The organism is Affinirhizobium lemnae (assembly GCF_022968395.1).
Classification (GTDB): Bacteria; Pseudomonadota; Alphaproteobacteria; order Rhizobiales; family Rhizobiaceae; genus Neorhizobium; species Neorhizobium lemnae.
In genome coordinates, this window is the sequence record NZ_JALJQZ010000010.1 from 18371 (window position 1) to 36914 (window position 18544).

Genomic DNA, 18544 nt, shown 5'->3' on the forward strand with positions numbered 1-18544 from the left:
TGATCCTCAAATGAAAAACCCCGCAGCGGGAAGCTACGGGGCCGGAAGGAAAGGTTTGGATTTCTTCGGGTGGGCCCAAATCGATTTCAGGCGACCACCCGAGGGCCGTGTTCGGTTGCCAGAGCGCGGAGCCTGAGACCGTCGAGCTGGAACTCTCGAACCACGTTGGCACCGAAGGCTTTGCTGCGGGCTGCGTGGTGCAGGGCCCGCTCCATCTCATTGAAGCGGGTGATGTAGGCCAGCTTGAAGTGCAGCGCCTTAGCTCCGGTGAAGCCCATGGCGAGGAGCGTGAAGCCGTCTCGGGAGATGTTGAAGGCGCGACTTCTGCGGTATCCGAAGCCGACTTTGACCGCCACTTCAATGGCCCCAAAATTGGGGGCAATGGTGGGCTCAGCTTCTAAGAGCGCGTCGATGTCGCGGAGAACGTGGTCGTGCCGCTTCCCGAATAGCTCAGCCACGTTGGCGCTTGTGGTGACCGGCTGGCCGTTCTGAAGGGTGACGATAGGGGTGATTGCGTGGGTCATTCTGGGGTTCCTTGCGCCTCGCTGTCGCGGGGTTCAGCGTCCAGATTTCCTTGGGTGCGGCCAATTCACTTTCAACCCTGAAGTGACCGGCAAGATACATCGGGGGCCTCAGACTGAGGCGTTGTAGGCGAACACACCCGCCCAAACGGAAGCGGCCAAACACGCCCCTTTGATCACAGGAGAAAAATAGGAAAGCCTGATGAGCACGAACATGGTTCTGCTCACGCCACATAGAAAGCCAGCCAAAATGGCGAGAAGGAAATTGACGGCAACGAATGCGCCGATAGCGGCTAAAACAGGAACCATACCAGGATCAGACCTAATTGAAGATGGTAGTGTCCGCTATCAGACACCATGAGGGCCACTGAAGTCCCCAGATGGGCGCGTGAACGCAACTACGACAGCGGCCAGAGAAGCCGATGGCTTCGCGCCATGAGCCCACCAAGGGGCTTCAGTCCCCATCCTTCCTTCGGGGATCAATTGCCGGTAGTTTCTTTATCTCACGCAGCAGTGCAGGAGGCTCAAACTCGCCATATTTACGCCCCTGCGCAGGCGAAGTGTGTCCGCAAATCGCATCAAGATATGCGTCATCCACCCCTGCCGTCCGTCCCTTGGATTTGAACCAATGCCGCCAAGCGTGGTTCGGGCCTATTCGCGGGTCGGTAACCTTGGCTGTACCTCGCACCCACTCGCCAAGTATCTGGACAGTCTGCACCCAAGGCTGGCCGGAAGTCAGATTGCCGTTGTAAAACAGAGGTCCGGCTTTTGCTCTCTTGGCGTATTCCCAGATGCCTTGCTCTAATAAATGCGGATGCAACGGAACATGGCGGAACTTCCCTGTCTTGATCGTTCCGGCATCAGGGAGCAAGGCGATGCACCGAACGCCATCAATCTCTATGAAATCCTCCTTTCGAAGCTGGCATACCTCGCCTGCACGCGCACCAGTATACGCGCAAATCCACGGCACCCATCGCATGGCTGCGCGATTGGCTTCGGAATAGTTGTTTTCGACGGTAAGCGCATCCAGCGCACACCGAAGGATGCTATGAGCCTCATGAACGAAGAAGCTCTTAGGCCGACTCTGGGTCTTTTTCGGTCCCTCTAGCAGTAGCTTCTCAGCGGGATTGTCCGTGACCAACTTCCCGCCCTGCGCGGTCATCCCGTAAGCGTATATGGTACTGACCGCTGCTCTGTAAGCTTTGATGAAGGTGTCATGAGACACCGCCCCTGATGTCGTCAATTCTGAATGCCAGCGAACAAGGTCCGCATCGGTTACCCGAGAAGCGTCGTCATGCCCTAGATAGGCGATGAGCTGCTTCACAATGCCCGTATAGCGGATGATAGTTTGCGGCTTTGGCTGCTTCAGCCGGTTCGACCAAGCGGACAGTAGCTTGGTGAGGCTTGGCCCTTGGCTCTCTGGTGCTTTGGGTTGGTCCGCTGGGATGTAAGCAGGAAATCGACCGCCCACGGTATCTACACCGAAATCACCCTGTGCCCGCCTTTCCAGTAGGTCCGCGACATCAGCGGCGGCACGGTCGAACTCAACCAAAAGACGCTGATAAGTAGCTTCGGTGACGGTGAGATGATGCTGCGAGAGCGCGCCATCAACCCATGAACCAAGGCGCTCAGAAAGGCTGGGTGCTGTTCGAAGCCTCAGTTCAGATAATGCAGAGCCGATATGACGTTGCTCTTCAGCTTTACGCTCACGTTTGCGTGCAGCCCACAAAGCGGCTTCGCCGGGGTCATCCTCCAGCACCTGCCGGATTGTATGGTACATCTGACCTGAGAGAGCGACGATTTGCTTCAGGGTCAGAGAGACTGGACCTTGCTCGAAGCTCAGCCAAACCCGGTCGAACTCTGCCTGAGCCTCACCAGCCAGACGCTTGGCCTCCAAGGGCACCTTTGTCCGCAATGACACCTTGAGATCGTCTCCAATGGTTGGTGACGATGAATGTCCGTCGATTAAGACGGTTACAACTTTGCCCTTTGCTGCTGACTTAAGTCGCGTCGGCACTCGTTGACGATACCAATAAACGCCAGTCGCCGGGTGCTTATATGGTGAGGGCATAGAAAGAACCATGTGTGCCACCTTTGTGTATCAAAAGCGGCAGGGAATTCATTAGGAAAATCAGATTGTTGTTTCCCATCAGTGAGATGGAATGGCGCACCCGAAGAGATTCGAACTCCTGACCCCCAGATTCGTAGTCTGGTGCTCTATCCAGCTGAGCTACGGGTGCTTGCCTCGCTGACTGTCCGTCGGCGTTGGCGATCCTCTAAAGCGTTACGTTTCGGATTGCAAGCGCTTTTGAAAAGCAAGTCGGCATTTTCTTTCAATACAGATTTATGTCATTGATTTACAATGATTATTTTCACGCTCGCGCTCGATAGCTCTCCAGCGAGACCGGACGATCGGGAATCTCTATGCGAAATTGGGTGCCACGCCCCGGCTTCTCGACAAGCGCAATCGTACCCCCGTGAGCGAGCACAAGCTCGCGCGCTATGGCCAAGCCTAGACCCGTCCCACCGGAACGTGCAGCGCCCCGAAACGCTGTGAACAGGTTCTCCCGGGCTTTCTGAGGCATGCCGGGCCCATTATCGTCGATAATGATGCTGACAACCGATCCTACGCGTTGCGCACTGAGGGTAATGCGATGAGCCTGCCCTTCTTCGCCGAGCTCTGCCTGACTGAGTGCCTGAACGGCGTTTCGACACAGATTGTGGATAACGCGGAACAACTGCTCACCATCGGCATCAACTTCCAAATCCTCCGCAATCTGCTCGACGAAACCAATGGTTCCTTCCGGATCGATGGCCAGCATTTCCCGAACATCCTGACAGAGGTCGGCGAGCTTCAGCAGCCTGCGGCGCGGCGCCGCCTCCGAGGCCTGGCCATAGGCAAGAACTTCATTGGTATAGCCGACTGCTCGATCGATCGTGCGCAGCAGCTTGGGGGCAAAGCTTCGCACCATGGGATCTTCCACGTCTACCAGACGGTCGGACATCAGTTGGGCCGAGGCGAGAATGTTGCGCATATCGTGATTGATCTTCGAAACCGCGAGACCAAGATCGGCGAGATTCTTTTGTTGTTTGAGCGTGCGCTGTAATTCCGTCTGCATCGCAGCCAGATGTTGACCAGCGACTTCAAGCTCGCCCTTTGCCCTACCCGGCTGAAAAATACGCTCCGGATCCTCGGGGCGATCTGAAAAGCGCTGCATGCCATGCGTCAAGCGACGGATCGGACTGATCATCATGCGATTGATCGAGACGTAAATCAGTCCCGCCGTCACTATGGAGATCAAGAGCGAAATACCGAACATGAGCTTCGAAAAACTGATCATTGCTTTGCGCAGGGCATCGTCCGTCATGACAAGCTCTATGAGCATATCGGTCTCACCGATCGGACCAAAGACGCGCATCACCTTTCCGCCACCAAAAAAAAGTGTGCCAAGCGCATTGTGCATGGCGTCAACGGCGCCTTCATTGGCGAGATCATACTGGTCATCGACCTGTGGCGGCACATCAATAGCCGCCAGAAGTCGTGACGTTCCGTCCTTGCGCAGCGCCAGAACCTTCGTCCCGGTCGCAAGCAGCGTATCGTCCTGGACTTCGCGGGGCAATTCGGCTGGCTGCAGCCCATCGATGACAATCCCGGCAGCAGCAGCCGTGTCCAACCTGTCGCGCAGCCAGGTGGTACGCATCACCGAAATGGACGGTATGAAAATCAGAACTTCCGCAAACATGACGAAGGCGACCGTCAACCAAAGAAGGCGTCCTGAAAGGCCGTGCAGTCGGCGCGGCATCCGGCGTATCGCCGCCTCCGCATCGTCGGCTGTCAGCGTCTGTCGGCCGGATAGGTCCGCCAGTCTGTTCATGCGGAACTCCGATTCAGTTGCCTAGCGGCCATCCGGGGCCTCTCATGTTGCAACGAGATGATAATAGCGCCCGAAGGGTTTTTCCAGCCCTCGGACGCTAAACCTGCATTACAGTTCGTTAATTCGGAAGTTCTCAGAACTCTTCCCAGTTCTCGCCGCTGGGTGCAACCGCAACAGCGGCGGCTGGTGCTGAGAGAGCGCGGGCGAGATTGCCCATGATCTTGCGGGCCGGCGATGCCTTCGGAGCAGATCCAACATCGGCGGCTCTCGGCGCACGAGACACAACCGGGCGCGCCGTTGCTTCGGTAACGTAATTCGTAGAGGCAGCAGCGACCATATCACCAATCTTGAAGTGCGACAGAAGTGAGAAAAGCGTTGCAGTTTCGCTGGACAGCTTATGTGTCGCGGCAGAGGTTTCCTCCACCATGGCCGCATTCTTCTGCGTGACCTGGTCCATCTGATTGATGGCGGTGTTGATCTCGTGAAGGCCGGTTGCCTGCTCCCTAGCAGCAACTGCGATCGAATGGATGTGATCGTTGATGCTGAGGACCTGCGTCTCGATTTCGTGGAGCGAAGCGCCCGTCTTCTGCACAAGCTTCACACCGCCAGCAACCTCGTCGCCAGACTTCGTGATGAGCGTCTTGATGTCCTTGGCGGCATTCGCAGAGCGCTGAGCCAGTTCACGAACCTCCTGGGCAACGACGGCAAAGCCTTTGCCAGCTTCACCGGCGCGAGCCGCTTCGACGCCTGCGTTCAAAGCCAGCAGGTTCGTCTGGAAGGCAATTTCATCGATCACATTGATGATCTGAGAAATTTCGTGAGAAGCCTGCTCAATGCGGCCCATTGCGGTGATTGCATCACGAACAACGGTCGCGGATTGGGCGGCGCTCTGCTTGGCTTCGGTCACCATTTCACTGGCTTCCTGGGCTCGCGTTGTGGATGTCTTGACCACAGCGGTAATTTGATCAAGCGAGGCCGACGTCTGTTCAAGCGCGGCGGCCTGCTGTTCCGTCCGGCGGGAAAGATCATCTGCCGCTATACGCAGCTCTTCTGAGTTGCTGTTGATCGAGCTCGTGGCGTTGCGGATCTCTTCCATTGTCTTGCGCAGACCCGTGATGGCCTCATTCACGTTGGTTTGCAGTTCGGCAAAGGCACCGCGGAAGTCTCCGCGCATTGTATCGGTCAGATCACCGATGGCGAGACGTTTCAGAATTGCACCGGTCTGGGTCAGTCCAGAGTCAACCGCCTCGAGCAGTTCATCGACATTGCGAGCAAAGCGATCTAGCGCCGGATCACCGAACTCCTTGTTGATGCGCGAAGAGAAATCACCGCTCGCAGCTGCCGCAAGAACACTGGCCATGCGATTCTGGAGAGCATCGCTCTTGGCGCGATTCGCGTTTTCCTGCGCATTCATGCGATTGACTTCGACACCGTTCGATTTAAACACCTCGACGGCAGCAGCCATGTCGCCGATCTCATCTTGGCGCCCCATCAATGGAATGTCGGCAGAATAGTCTCCGCTGGCAAGGCGCTTCATCGCTTCGGTCAGGCCAAGGATCGGGTTACTCAATGAACGAGAGCCGATAAACAAGCCAACCGCAGCGCCTGCGATAACGCCGACAGCAGTGATCGCAGCGATCATGACGAACAGTGTTCGACCGAAGGTTTCGGTGCTCTTCTGGACACTCTCTAGCTCGGCAAGGTCAGCAGCAACGACGGCATCGATCTCAGCCTGAAATGCCTTGCGATTGTTACGATTTGCCTCGTTATTGCCCTGCTTGTTGGCTGCGGCAGGACCTTCTTCCTTCGCCAGCCGGACCGTTTCGGAACGGAACGCGCGGAATTCTTTCGCGCGCGACAACATAGCGTCGAAGACAGCCCGCTGCTCCTTAGGAACCAAAGGTTGCCAGGAGGCCAAAATCTGATCGATCTTATCCAGGCTCTTCATGAGGCCCGGACCAAACTTCTCCGCGTCTGCGGCGTCTTTGGCAGCATAGATACCACGCGCTTCCATGACAACGGCCGTGACCGCGCGGTTCAGCGCCTCGCCTTTAAAGGCACGCGCGGCAGCATTATCGAATGCCACGATACGATTGCTGTACTCATGAATTGCAAAGAGCGACAATCCGCCGACAACCAATGCAACCAGACTCAGTATACCAACAAGTAAATTGATTTTGCCTCGAATTCTCATTCCGCCCTTCCTGTCTTGCCTGTCGCCGGTTACTGAGCCCCCGCTCCCGGACAGCTTCGATTGCACAAAATTTGCCATCGAGTAATTAAGGAAACCTGAACTTAAATCAGAGTTTGTGTCGCAACCGACGCGTCCAAACGGGTCACCTGAACAATGTCGGACTCAGAGTTACCGTGATGTGAAGGCGGCAAGATTGACTTTGCGCGGCTGATGCCCTTATAAGCCGCGCACGTGCGGCATCTCAGGCTGAAGCGCATCCGCGCACCTGTGGCCGAAACGTTTTCAAACAACGCTCTTGCTCTTCACGGAGCAACTTCAAGAAGGGCCGCACACCGCGGTGTTAAAAAAATGAAGCGTACCTACCAACCATCCAAGCTTGTTCGCAAGCGTCGTCACGGCTTTCGTGCTCGTATGGCGACGCCCGGTGGTCGCAAGGTTCTTGCTGCCCGTCGCGCACGTGGCCGCAAGCGTCTGTCGGCCTAAGTGTCGATAGCCCGAGATCGACCGGGCGATGAAGTCGCAAGACAAAATGCAGCGAACTGTCGGGCGGCTGAAAAGTCGGCCGCAGTTTCTTGCCGTGAGGGACGGTGAGAAGCGGCGTGGACCTCTCTTCCTTCTAGAGGTTCTCGATCGCAAGGATCCCGCAAGCGAGCCCCGCGTCGGCTTTACTGTGACGAAGAAGCAGGGCAATGCTGTTGAGCGAAACCGGATGAAGCGACGGCTGCGCGAAGCGGTTCGTCAAGTCGCCCATTTTGCAATGAAAGACGGTCACGACTACGTCATTGTCGCGCGGCGCGAATTACTCGGAGCGCCTTTCGCCGACGTGACGAAAGCGCTTTCCGAGCGGATCGGAAGCAGACCGAAACACAAGCGGTCCGAGGAGACCCGTTCCAGGAAAGCATGATGGAAAAGAATCGCAATTACTTCATCGCGATCGCCCTTTCAGTGGTGATCGTTCTTGCCTGGCAATTCCTCTATATGAATCCGAGGTTGGAAGCCCAGCGTCGCGCTGAGGAGGCCCGGCTCGCAAGCCAGGGGCAGAGCCAGATCATCCAGCCGCAGAGCCCCGGCGCCCAATCTGGCGTACAGCCAAACGGCACATTGCCTGCCAGCGCACAGGCTCAGGTTCAGGTCACCCGTGAAGAGTCGCTGGCGAAATCCGTACGCGTCGTGATCGACACCCCCGCGCTTTCCGGCTCCATTAATCTTGTGGGCGCTCGCTTCGATGATCTGAGCCTTCGCGAATATCATGAGACGGTTGATCCGAAGAGCCCAACCATTGTGCTCTTCTCTCCGGCCGACACGAAGGACGGATATTTTACCGAACTTGGCTACATCGGCAGCCAGGAAACCGGAACGGTTCCGGGCCCGTCCACCGTGTGGACTGCACCTGCAGGTGCCAAGCTAACCGTGCAGACACCGGTAACGTTGACCTTCACCAACGACAAAGGTCTGGTGTTCAATCGAACGGTCGCGATCGACGAACATTACATGCTGACGGTGACCGACAGGATCGAGAACCCGACCGGCGCGCCTGTTAATCTTTCGACCTATGGACGCGTCACACGCTATAACAAGCCAAGCCATCCATCCGTTTATGTCATCCATGAGGGCTTTCTTGGCGTGATCGGTTCAGAGGCAGGTCTCACCGAACACAGCTATAGCAACGTTGAGAAAGAGGCTACGATCAATCCCAAGGCGACTGGCGGCTGGCTCGGCATTACCGACAAGTACTGGGCTGCAACGCTCATTCCGCCGCAGACGCTCGCTTACGAATCCCAATTCCGCTATCTTGCAGATGGTCAGGCACGCTATCAGGCGGACTTCAAGTCCGACAGCTTCACCGTCCAGCCGGGCCAGCCAACAGAGATCAAGAATCTTGTCTTTGCAGGCGCCAAGGAAGTACCGCTCGTCGACGGCTATGAGGCGAGCTACTCTATTCCGAAGTTCGATCTGCTCATCGATTGGGGCTGGTTCTATTTCATCACCAAGCCGATGTTCAAGCTGATGGACTTCTTCTTCCGCTTCTTCGGCAACTTCGGCGTTGCTATCCTCTGCACCACCATCGTCGTTAAGGCTTTGTTCTTCCCGCTTGCCAGCAAGCAATACGCTTCCATGGCTGCGATGAAGCGCGTTCAGCCAAAGATGGAGGAATTGAAGGCAAAGCATGGCGATGACCGCATGGCAATGCAACAGGCGATGATGCAGCTCTACAAGGAAGAGAAGATCAACCCGATTGCAGGCTGCTGGCCGGTCCTGCTTCAGATCCCGGTGTTCTTCGCTCTCTACAAGGTCATCTACGTCACGATCGAAATGCGCCACGCGCCGTTCTTTGGCTGGATCCAGGATCTGTCTGCGCCCGATCCGACATCGCTGTTCAACCTCTTCGGCCTTCTGCCCTACGACGTGCCGCATGCATTGATGATCGGCATCTGGCCCATCATCATGGGTGTCACGATGTTCTTGCAGATGCGCATGAACCCGACACCGCCGGATCCGACGCAGGCCATGATCTTTACGTGGATGCCGCTGGTCTTCACCTTCATGCTGGCTTCGTTCCCTGCAGGTCTGGTCATCTACTGGGCATGGAACAACACCCTCTCCATCACCCAGCAGGCTCTGATCATGAAGCGTCATGGTGCCAAGATCGAACTGTTCGGCAATCTCAAGAGTCTGTTCCAGCGAAAACCGGCTGGAACGAAATAGCGTGGTTTATCCAGCCCCGGCTTCAACAGAGCCGGGGCTTTTTTTGTTTCAGGAGATTCCGATTGCTGAACGGTGAAACACCGATACCCAACCGTTTTTCGTCTCGCTTCATGGGTATTCTGCTTGTGGCAGCGTCTGCTTTCGTCTGGAGCTATGGCGGCGCAATCCAGCGCTTCATCCAGATCGATGACACCTGGACGATTGTGTTCTGGCGCTGCTTCTTTGCTGCACTCTTCCTGCTTTGCTTTATGATACTGAGAGACGGGCCGCGCGAAACAGCGCGGCTGTTTTCATCGATGGGAGTGCCAGGGCTGACGATTGCCACTGGCTTTGCTATCATTTCTACCTGTTTCGTCTTGGCCGTCAGCATCACGCCGGTTGCCAATGTCGCCTTGTTCATGGCCTCTATCCCGCTCTTTGCAGCCCTGTTTGCTCGCATCTTTCTCAAGGAGCCGATCACACGCGTCACGTGGCTGGCCATCATTGCGGTCATGGCTGGGGTGGGCATAATGGTCTCGTCTTCGCTCGGTGAAGGCCTTTCTGTTATTGGGCTTACGCTCGCGGCATCCATAGCCCTTATCTTTGCGGGCATGACGGTCATCACGCGGCGCCACCCCGGCATCAGGATGACGCCAGCCGCCTGTCTTGGTTCTCTGATTGCGACGCTTGCCGCAGCCACTCAGGCCGGTTCATTCCTTGCACCGACTCAGGATATGGCGCTGCTCTTCGCGTTCGGAGCCTTGAACCTCGGTCTGGGCATGGCGCTGTATGTGACTGGCGCCAGAATGATCCCGTCAGCGCTTGCTGCCCTGCTGGGTACGCTGGAAATGATCCTTGCTCCGGCCTGGATGGTATTGCTACACGATGAGGTCCCCTCCCAGCGAACTTTGATCGGAGGTGCTGTCGTTTTCGCAGCACTTTTTACCTATTTGCTGAACAGGCCGGGACCAAAGGAAACACGAAACCTGACGCGTTCGGCTTGACTCGTGCAGCGAAACCCTGAATTCACAGGAGCTGAAACAAAGGCACCTTTCATGACCAGCGACACCAAAAGCACAAAGCCGATCTTCGGGCACCCCTGGATTTTCATTCGCGGAGTTCCCGCCATGAAGTTCCTGCCACCGGAAGGACCGCTCGAGGTTGCCTTTGCGGGACGCTCGAATGTCGGCAAGTCTTCGCTGATCAATGGACTTGTCGGGCAGAAGGGTCTTGCGCGGACATCAAATACGCCCGGCCGCACCCAGGAACTCAACTACTTCGTCCCGGACGGCTATTCCGGTGAAGGCGACGATCTGCCGCCGATGGCCTTGGTGGATATGCCCGGTTACGGTTATGCGCAGGCCCCGAAGGAACAGGTGGATGCCTGGACGAAATTGGTTTTCGATTATCTTCGCGGCCGCGCGACCCTGAAGCGTGTCTATGTTCTGATAGATAGCCGCCATGGGTTGAAGAAGAACGATGATGAGGTTCTGTCGCTGCTCGACAAGGCCGCTGTCTCCTACCAGATCGTTCTGACGAAGACCGACAAGATCAAGGTTCCAGCCGTACCGAAGCTGGTCGACGAAACGCTGGAGAAGATCCGCAAGCGCCCCGCTGCCTATCCAGAGGTTCTGGCCACCTCGTCGGAAAAGTCCGAAGGTCTTGAAGCCCTGCGCGGGGAAATCCTGAAGACGATCGGGCGTCCGGCCTGACGCATCGGTGAGCCAGGCCGAACCTTGATTTAGCTGTTACATGGTCTTCGGCAGCATAACGCGGTCGATCACGTGGATCACGCCGTTCGACTGCTTCACATCGGCAATCGTGACACGAGCAACGCTTCCATTTTCATCGGTCAGCGTTATGCGGCCCTTGTTCATCTTCGCTTTCAGGATGCATCCGCCAACCGTCTTCACGTCGTGCGTACCGCCATCGTCCTTGATCATCTTGGCGATCATGCCGGACATGGCATCAGCCGCGACAACGTGGCAGGTCAGCACCTTCTGCAACTGCGCCTTGTTTTCCGGCTTCAGGAGGTTATCGACCGCGCCCTTCGGCAGCATTTTGAATGCGGCATTCGTCGGCGCGAACACGGTGAAGGGGCCCTTGCCGGTCAATGTATCGACAAGACCGGCAGCCTTCACAGCAGCGACCAGCGTGGTGTGATCCTTGGAGTTGACGGCATTCTCGACGATGGTCCTGGTTTCGTACATCGGCGCACCGCCGACCTTCGGATTCGCAGCGAAGACGGGAGCGGCGGAGCCTGCTACCAGAGCGACAGTTGCTAATGTATGCATCGCGAATTTGAACATGGATATTTCCTCTTCCTTCGTTCAAACGCCGACGGGACTCTTGCCCGTTGGGTGGCCCGGAATGATCGGTTCATCCGGAAGGACGAAGACTGCGAAGAGAAAGTTTCAGTTGATCGAAAATAAATGAACCGTTCAGCGAGCGAGCATCTGGCCTGACAGCAGGACCGGGCCGGTAGGGCCCAAGGATGGAGAGCCACCCTTTGGTTCCAGACTGACAGCCAGCGTGACACCATTCGCAATACGGCGGCGCATCGTGTCTGGAACGATGACATCGCCGTTCGCGGTGTCCGGGATTACCCCGAGTGAAACCGGCGGCGCATTTCCATCGATCATCCAAAGCTCTAACGACTTGGGCTCCGACTGCGGATTGGCAACTGGCATCATGGTGAGCCTTCCACTGCGCGGCTCGTAATTTGCGAGCAGGCTTATATTCGTCCCGTCCTGCCCTTTCAATTGCGCCTGCATCTGTCCGCCAGTCTTCAGCGAAGACGGAGGCTGAAGACCAAAGATAGCGACACCAATCAGCATCAGGAACGAGGTCAGAGCCAAGGTTCGCCAAACCGGAGCAGAGGACCACAGGCGCCGTCCAAATCCCGAATGCTGCGCTTGTTGCGAGCCTCTCGAGAACAATCGTTGTTGCACTTGCGGAAATACAGCTTCCGATGGTACCTGGGGAACATATTCATCATCCATAGACGACAGATTTTCCTGCCAGCGCGCAACCATTGCCGCAAAGGCACGGTCGCACCGGATCCGCTGCTCGACCTGCTGACGCTTTTCGGCGGGCAAAACACCAAGAACATATTCGCCTGCAAGAACTTCGTCTCTTGCGCGATCACCTTCGCTCTGGTCCGGCTTAGTCATCGGTCCATGCACTCTCTCAGTTTCAAAAGACTGCGTCTCAGCCATGTCCGCATCGTATTCAGCGGTACATCGTATCGTTCCGCCAGTTCCTGATAGCTCATGCCGTCGACATAAGCCGCACGAACCGCCTGCGCGCGATCAGGATCCAACTCTTGCATACACCTGTCAATGCGCCTTCCTTCGCCACTGATCACAGTTTGCGCCTCCGGATCCAGAGCGTCATCGACAAGGCTGTCCATTTCATCGTCCAGATTTTCCGTTTCTTGCTTTCGGCTTCGCAGCATATCCAACGAATGGTTACGCGCAATCGCACAGAGCCAGGGCATCGCGCTGGTCTGCCCTCCGACAAAGCGATCGGCGCGATACCAGATCTTGACGAAGATTTCCTGCAGCGCATCCTCGGCATCATTTCGCACCTTGAGGAGACGCAGGCAAATGCCGAAAAGTTTCGGCGAGACCGCAACATAGAGAGCGTGGAAGGCGACACGATCCTGCAACGCCACCCGGGCCAGCAGATCCGGGAGATCGGTTTCACCCATTGCACTCACCTTCCATGGCACATTTGGCTGCATCACGTCGCTTACGGTCATTTGTTTCAAACGGATTATTTCCTCCGTCAAAAACATGGGTTACAAGGCCGCACCAAGGTTCCAGAGGTGTTTTCATGTCCCCTTCCGAAAGCGAGATGCAGGCCCAGTTGCTGGCACAGGCCCTGCCCTTCATGCAGCGTTACGAGAATAAGACGATCGTCGTGAAATATGGCGGCCATGCGATGGGTGACGCAGCACTTGGTCGCGCTTTCGCTGAAGACATCGCACTTCTCAAGCAGGCGGGCGTTAACCCGATCGTCGTGCATGGCGGCGGCCCGCAGATCGGTGCAATGCTCTCCAAGATGGGCATCGAATCCAAGTTCGAGGGCGGATTGCGCGTGACCGATCAGAAGACGGTCGAGATCGTCGAGATGGTACTGGCCGGTTCGATCAACAAGGAAATCGTCGCGCTCATCAACCAGACTGGCGAATGGGCAATCGGGCTTTGCGGCAAGGACGGCAACATGGTGTTTGCCGAAAAGGCCAAGAAGACCGTGATCGATCCGGAATCGAATATCGAGCGCGTTCTGGACCTCGGCTTCGTTGGCGAAGTGGTGGAAGTCGACCGTACGCTGCTCGACCTTCTGGCGAAGTCGGAAATGATCCCCGTTATCGCGCCTGTTGCTCCGGGCCGTGATGGCGCGACCTATAACATCAACGCCGATACCTTTGCCGGCGCGATTGCAGGCGCGCTGCGCGCCGACCGTCTGCTGTTCCTCACCGATGTGCCGGGCGTGCTCGACAAGGACAAGAACCTGATCAAGGAGCTTTCTGTTGCGCAGGCGCAGGCGCTCATCAAGGACGGTACGATTTCCGGCGGCATGATTCCGAAGGTCGAGACCTGCATCGACGCCATCAAGGCGGGCGTTCAGGGCGTTGTCATCCTCAACGGGAAGACGTCACATTCGGTTCTTCTGGAAATCTACACGGAAGGTGGCGCAGGAACTCTCATCGTTCCCTGATATCGCTCAAACGAAAATGAGACCGAGGATGCCTGTCAGAATGAGCAGGCATCCCAAGACTTCCAGCCGGTTGATGCGCTCCTTGAACAGGAAAACCGAGGCTGCGAATGTAAAAACGAGTTCGATCTGGCCCAGCGCCCTGACATAGGCCACCTGCTGCAGCGTCATGGCCGTAAACCATCCCGCAGACCCCAGAACACCGGCAAGCCCGACCAGAGCTGACGACCGCCAGGACTGTATGACCTTGCCGATTTCCGCACGGTCGGTGAACACCATCCAGACCAGCATATAGAGCGTCTGGAACCCGGTGACGAAGGCCAGCGTGAAGGCTGCCTGCACCACCGCATTGGGTCCGTCCAGAGACAGAGATGCGCTGCGATAGGCGACGGCCGAGATTCCGAAGACACCGCCCGACGCAATGCCGATGAGGGCTGTGCGGCTGAAAAGCGCCGCCAAGAGACTGCGCACGCTGAGTGGCGTGCGGGCAACCGAGATCAGCATGACACCGATAACACCGATGATGATGGCAACAACGGTTCCCGGCTGAAGTCTTTCACCGAGCAGCACCAGACCGAACAGCGCCGCCTGCACGGGCTCTGTTTTCGAGTATGCAGTTCCGACTGCGAAGTTTCGCAAGGAAAACAGATAGACCAGCATGATCGTTGCGTAGATCTGCGCCAGACCACCGAGGATTGCCCAGCCAACGAAGGGCCAGTTCATCTGTGGCAGAAAATGGCCTCCCAGGAAATGCAGGCCAGCGACGTAAAGAACGGCAACCGGAAAACCGTAGCCGAAGCGCACGAAGCTGGCGCCCCACGTGCCGAGGCTGGAACGCAGATGACGCTGCAGGGCGGAGCGCAGATTCTGCAGAAATGCAGCCGCAATGGTGATGGGGATCCAGAGTTCCATCATGCTGGGCTAACATGCAGGGCATGAGCCGCCAAGCCCGCTCGGATGCGTAAGCGTTCTCCCCTTTCAATTCTCCTCGGCTCAAGGCATAAAGCGCGCATGGCAAAGATGACGAACACACCTGACCCCGCCGATTTCTCGCATGTCCGCGACTGGGTCTTCGACCTCGACAACACGCTCTATCCGCATCACGTCAATCTGTTTGCACAGATCGATCGCAACATGACGGATTTCGTCGCGACCCTTCTGCAACTGGAGCCGGAAGAGGCGAGGAAACTGCAGAAGCAGTACTACCACGAGCATGGGACGACGCTGCGCGGCTTGATGATCCATCACAAGATCGATCCGAATGCCTTCCTCGAAAAGGCCCATGCGATCGATTACTCGGCACTCCTGCCGCATCCGGAACTGGGCGAGGCGATCAAGGCTCTCTCCGGACGCAAGTTCATCTTCACCAATGGCACAGTATCGCATGCGGAGGCTGCGGCCCGGGCGCTTGGGATCCTCGATCATTTCGACGATATCTTCGATATTGTCGCTGCCGATTACGTTCCGAAACCTGCGGGCGAAACCTACGACAAGTTCACCCAGCTGAAGCGGATCGACACAGCCCATGCAGCCATGTTCGAAGACCTGCCGCGCAACCTCATCGCTCCACGGGCGCTTGGCATGAAGACGGTTCTTCTTGCACCCAGAAATCTCGGCGAATTCGTTATCGAGCGCTGGGAAGAGGTGCGCGAAGACGACGAGAACATCGACTACGTCACCGATGACCTTGCGACATTTCTGCAAACGCTGAACCGGGGTTGAACTGATCTCGCCACAACCGAGCTTACCAAAGTTTCATATAGCCTTACGGTTCTTTAAGTGGTGTCGGAACGGCTCTGCTCCTACCTTCGATGTCATAAGACAAAAAGAAAGGAAGCAACCCAAAATGACACTCAAGAGAGTTGCACTCGCCGCGCTTGGCGCAACATTTTTGGTGGGCGCGTTGGCGCCTGCAAGCTTCGCCGCGCCCAGTCGCCCGGACAGAGATGGGCATGGCCCCCGTGGCGGAATGATGCAGGAACTGGTGTTCGTGCGGCTGTTGAAAGACGCCGACACGAACAAGGACGGCAAGATTACCAAGGAAGAAGTTGCCGCGTGGGAGACCAAGCTGTTCGATGCCGCTGACGCCAATAAGGACGGCAACCTGACGCCCGGTGAAATTCGCCAGTATCACAAGGCGCGCATGGAAGAATTCCGGGAGCAGCGCAAGGCTGAACGGGCTGCAAATGACCAGGCAAAGCCGGAAGAGCAGGCCAAGGGTGCCGACGCTCCGCCGCCGCCTCCGCCAGGCCCCGACGGCAAACCAGGTCATGGACCAAAGCATGGCGGCCATCACGACATGGCGGAAGGTCGCCACGGACGCGACCATGGCCGCGATCATGGGGGCAGAGACGATTGGGATGGTCCACGCAAGGGACCGGGCATGATGCCGGCAGCTGCCCTTATCCGCTTTGTCGATACGGACGAAAACGGGCAGATCAGCAAGGATGAAGCTGCCAATGCCGCAACGAAGCTGTTTGAGCGCATGGACCGCAACAAGGATGGCGTCATTTCCATCGACGATATCCCGAGCCAGCCGCTTTAATCGCGACCGGTAGTGCAGCGCGCTATCCAGCCGCTGCATTGCGAGGTCCGCTCCTGCCGCCGGGAGCGGACCTTTTCAGTCTCTACTCTTTCTTGCCGTTCAAGTCGTAGAAGTCGGCGATGACCTTCCAGGCCTGATCTGCTGTCTCTACAAAATTGATGAGATCCATATCGTCCGGAGCGATGGTGCCAAAATTGGCAAGCGCTTCGAAATCGATGATGCGGTTCCAGAATTCCGGCGCAAACAGGATCAGCGGAACGCGTTCCATGCGGCGTGTCTGGATCAGCGTCAGCGCCTCGAACAGCTCATCCAGAGTTCCGAAACCACCCGGAAACACCACGACGGCGCGTGCACGCATCAGGAAGTGCATCTTGCGAATGGCGAAATAGTGGAAGTTGAAGCTCAACTCCGGCGTCACATACTGGTTTGGCGCCTGTTCATGCGGCAGAAGAATGTTCAAGCCGATGGTGGGGGCACCGGCTTCCGATGCGCCCTTGTTACCGGCTTCCATGACCCCGGGGCCGCCACCGGTCACGACAACGAATTCCTGATGATTCGAGAGTGCCGAATGGCGGGCGCACAGTGCCGCGAACTTCTCAGCCTCCTCGTAGAAAACGGAAGCCTTCTTAAGATTGTCCCGCTGAACATCGTTCTTGGCAGCCCAGGGTTCCGCGCCGGGTGCGGGAATGCGCGCACCGCCGAACAGTACGACCGTGGATTTGATGCCCATCTCGGTCAGCATCATTTCAGGCTTGAGCAGTTCCAATTGCAGGCGGACGGGGCGCAGCTCCGGGCGGCACAGGAAATCCTCATCCACATAGGCAAGGCGATAGGACGGCGACTCAGACTGCGGCGTCTTGGGAACCTGACGGGCGCGCAGCTTGTCGACGGAACTCGCCTTCAACGGATCCCATACACCATCCTTGCGCCGCATCTTCTTCTCATCGCCTGCTTTCGCCATTGCGCACAATCCCTCAAGATACGAATCACGGAGGGCGCCAATTCGCATTGACGCCCGGATGGCGCTCGCTTAGAGCAAAAGGCACCAATTTGCCAGTCGGCAAGAGAGCCTACCCCATCACGTTACGAGCGACAGCCGCAGGATTTCCGATGACCAGCACAGCAAGCCAGGACTACGCCTCCCTTGAAGCCCTGATTGAAAAGGCTTTCGACGAGCGCGACAGCATTTCAATCAGCACGCGCGGCGAAGTGCGCGACAGCGTGGAAGAGGCGCTGAACCTGCTCGATAGCGGCAAGCTGCGCGTCGCAACACGCGGCGAAGACGGTGACTGGACTGTTCACCAGTGGCTGAAGAAGGCCGTTCTTCTGTCGTTCCGCCTGAACGACATGGAAGTCGTGAAGGGTGGTCCCGGCGCTTCTACATGGTGGGACAAGGTTCCTTCCAAGTTCGAAAACTGGGGCGAAACGGAGTTCCGTTCAGCTGGCTTCCGCGCAGTGCCAAACGCCGTCGTTCGCCGCTCCGCCTATATCGCGCCAAGCGTCGTTCTGATGCCCTCCTTCGTCAATCTCGGCGCCTATGTCGGCGAAGGCACCATGGTCGATACATGGGCGACCGTCGGCTCCTGCGCTCAGATCGGTAAGCACGTCCATCTCTCCGGCGGCGTTGGGATTGGCGGCGTTCTGGAGCCCATGCAGGCAGGCCCGACCATCATCGAAGACAACTGCTTCATCGGCGCGCGTTCGGAAGTGGTGGAAGGCTGCATCATTCGCGAAGGCTCCGTGCTCGGCATGGGCGTCTACATCGGCAAGTCCACCAAGATCGTGGACCGCGCAACCGGCGAAGTCACCTATGGCGAAGTACCGCCTTACTCGGTGGTAGTTGCAGGCTCCATGCCATCCGCCAACGCCACCATGGGCAATGGCCAGCCAGCCCCGCACCTCTATTGCGCCGTGATCGTCAAGCGTGTCGATGAAAAGACGCGTTCCAAGACCGGCATCAACGAGTTGCTGCGCGACTGATTGAGCATAGTGAGCATTGTCG

18 protein-coding genes and 1 tRNA gene are annotated in these 18544 nt (G+C 57.2%); 9 read left to right on the plus strand and 10 right to left on the minus strand.

Annotated features, from left to right (window positions below; translation table 11 throughout):
* Nucleotides 1–86: 86 nt before the first annotated feature.
* From MUU53_RS08465 to MUU53_RS08485, 5 genes are all read right to left on the minus strand, one after another.
* A complete protein-coding gene (locus MUU53_RS08465; protein ID WP_247260522.1) occupies nucleotides 87–524 on the minus strand; it encodes a Rha family transcriptional regulator in 438 nt (145 codons plus the stop codon).
* 451 nt (nucleotides 525–975) lie between these two features.
* Nucleotides 976–2604, minus strand: a complete 1629-nt coding sequence (locus MUU53_RS08470) for a site-specific integrase (protein ID WP_247260523.1) — start codon at nucleotides 2602–2604, stop codon at nucleotides 976–978.
* Nucleotides 2605–2684: 80 nt separating this feature from the next.
* A tRNA-Arg gene (locus MUU53_RS08475) sits at nucleotides 2685–2761 on the minus strand.
* 132 nt (nucleotides 2762–2893) lie between these two features.
* Complete coding sequence (locus tag MUU53_RS08480; protein ID WP_247260624.1) at nucleotides 2894–4324, minus strand: ATP-binding protein; 1431 nt, start codon at nucleotides 4322–4324, stop codon at nucleotides 2894–2896.
* Between the two features lie 205 nt (nucleotides 4325–4529).
* Nucleotides 4530–6590 (minus strand): methyl-accepting chemotaxis protein, encoded by a 2061-nt coding sequence (locus MUU53_RS08485; protein ID WP_247260524.1) that lies wholly within the window; start codon nucleotides 6588–6590, stop codon nucleotides 4530–4532.
* A 348-nt stretch (nucleotides 6591–6938) separates the two neighbouring features.
* Between MUU53_RS08485 and rpmH the strand changes: the two genes are divergently transcribed.
* The 5 genes from rpmH to yihA all read left to right on the plus strand — a co-directional run bounded on the left by rpmH (nucleotide 6939) and on the right by yihA (nucleotide 10987).
* Nucleotides 6939–7073, plus strand: coding sequence for a 50S ribosomal protein L34 (gene rpmH, locus MUU53_RS08490; RefSeq protein WP_062555230.1), 135 nt, complete (start codon nucleotides 6939–6941; stop codon nucleotides 7071–7073).
* Between the two features lie 28 nt (nucleotides 7074–7101).
* Nucleotides 7102–7494 (plus strand): ribonuclease P protein component, encoded by a 393-nt coding sequence (gene rnpA / locus MUU53_RS08495; RefSeq protein WP_247260525.1) that lies wholly within the window; start codon nucleotides 7102–7104, stop codon nucleotides 7492–7494.
* Nucleotides 7494–9296, plus strand: a complete 1803-nt coding sequence (gene yidC, locus MUU53_RS08500) for a membrane protein insertase YidC (protein WP_247260526.1) — start codon at nucleotides 7494–7496, stop codon at nucleotides 9294–9296. The genes rnpA and yidC overlap by 1 nt, the downstream gene beginning before the upstream one ends.
* 62 nt (nucleotides 9297–9358) lie before the next feature.
* Nucleotides 9359–10279, plus strand: coding sequence for a DMT family transporter (locus MUU53_RS08505; protein ID WP_247260527.1), 921 nt, complete (start codon nucleotides 9359–9361; stop codon nucleotides 10277–10279).
* Between the two features lie 51 nt (nucleotides 10280–10330).
* Entirely contained in the window at nucleotides 10331–10987 is a 657-nt protein-coding gene (yihA, locus tag MUU53_RS08510) for a ribosome biogenesis GTP-binding protein YihA/YsxC (RefSeq protein WP_247260528.1), read from the plus strand.
* 36 nt (nucleotides 10988–11023) lie between these two features.
* Here yihA and MUU53_RS08515 read toward each other — a convergent pair whose 3' ends face one another.
* From MUU53_RS08515 to MUU53_RS08525, 3 genes are all read right to left on the minus strand, one after another.
* A complete protein-coding gene (locus MUU53_RS08515) occupies nucleotides 11024–11584 on the minus strand; it encodes a fasciclin domain-containing protein (protein ID WP_247260529.1) in 561 nt (186 codons plus the stop codon).
* A gap of 132 nt (nucleotides 11585–11716) precedes the next feature.
* Entirely contained in the window at nucleotides 11717–12448 is a 732-nt protein-coding gene (locus MUU53_RS08520; protein ID WP_247260530.1) for an anti-sigma factor, read from the minus strand.
* The gene (locus MUU53_RS08525) at nucleotides 12445–12987 is read right to left on the minus strand and encodes a sigma-70 family RNA polymerase sigma factor (RefSeq protein ID WP_247260531.1); all 543 of its coding nucleotides are present in this window, start codon (nucleotides 12985–12987) and stop codon (nucleotides 12445–12447) included. The genes MUU53_RS08520 and MUU53_RS08525 overlap by 4 nt, the downstream gene beginning before the upstream one ends.
* Nucleotides 12988–13112: 125 nt before the next feature.
* On the opposite strand from MUU53_RS08525, the gene argB reads away from it, so the two are divergent.
* Nucleotides 13113–14000 carry an acetylglutamate kinase gene (argB, locus tag MUU53_RS08530; RefSeq protein WP_062555223.1) on the plus strand — a complete coding sequence of 296 codons (888 nt, stop codon included), beginning with the start codon at nucleotides 13113–13115 and terminating at the stop codon, nucleotides 13998–14000.
* A 6-nt stretch (nucleotides 14001–14006) separates the two neighbouring features.
* Here the strand turns inward: argB and MUU53_RS08535 are convergent, their stop codons facing one another.
* Nucleotides 14007–14909: a DMT family transporter gene (locus MUU53_RS08535; protein WP_247260625.1), complete on the minus strand. Its 903-nt coding sequence runs from the start codon at nucleotides 14907–14909 to the stop codon at nucleotides 14007–14009.
* Nucleotides 14910–15008: 99 nt separating this feature from the next.
* On the opposite strand from MUU53_RS08535, the gene MUU53_RS08540 reads away from it, so the two are divergent.
* Both MUU53_RS08540 and MUU53_RS08545 read left to right on the plus strand, forming a co-directional pair.
* Nucleotides 15009–15719 (plus strand): pyrimidine 5'-nucleotidase, encoded by a 711-nt coding sequence (locus MUU53_RS08540; RefSeq protein WP_247260532.1) that lies wholly within the window; start codon nucleotides 15009–15011, stop codon nucleotides 15717–15719.
* Between the two features lie 124 nt (nucleotides 15720–15843).
* A complete protein-coding gene (locus tag MUU53_RS08545) occupies nucleotides 15844–16542 on the plus strand; it encodes an EF-hand domain-containing protein (protein ID WP_247260533.1) in 699 nt (232 codons plus the stop codon).
* Between the two features lie 82 nt (nucleotides 16543–16624).
* Here the strand turns inward: MUU53_RS08545 and MUU53_RS08550 are convergent, their stop codons facing one another.
* On the minus strand, nucleotides 16625–17503 hold the full coding sequence (locus MUU53_RS08550; RefSeq protein WP_062555220.1) for an LOG family protein: 879 nt from the start codon (nucleotides 17501–17503) through the stop codon (nucleotides 16625–16627).
* A 149-nt stretch (nucleotides 17504–17652) separates the two neighbouring features.
* Here MUU53_RS08550 and dapD point away from each other — a divergent pair, with 149 nt between their 5' ends.
* Nucleotides 17653–18522 (plus strand): 2,3,4,5-tetrahydropyridine-2,6-dicarboxylate N-succinyltransferase, encoded by an 870-nt coding sequence (gene dapD / locus MUU53_RS08555; protein WP_247260534.1) that lies wholly within the window; start codon nucleotides 17653–17655, stop codon nucleotides 18520–18522.
* Nucleotides 18523–18544: the final 22 nt, after the last annotated feature.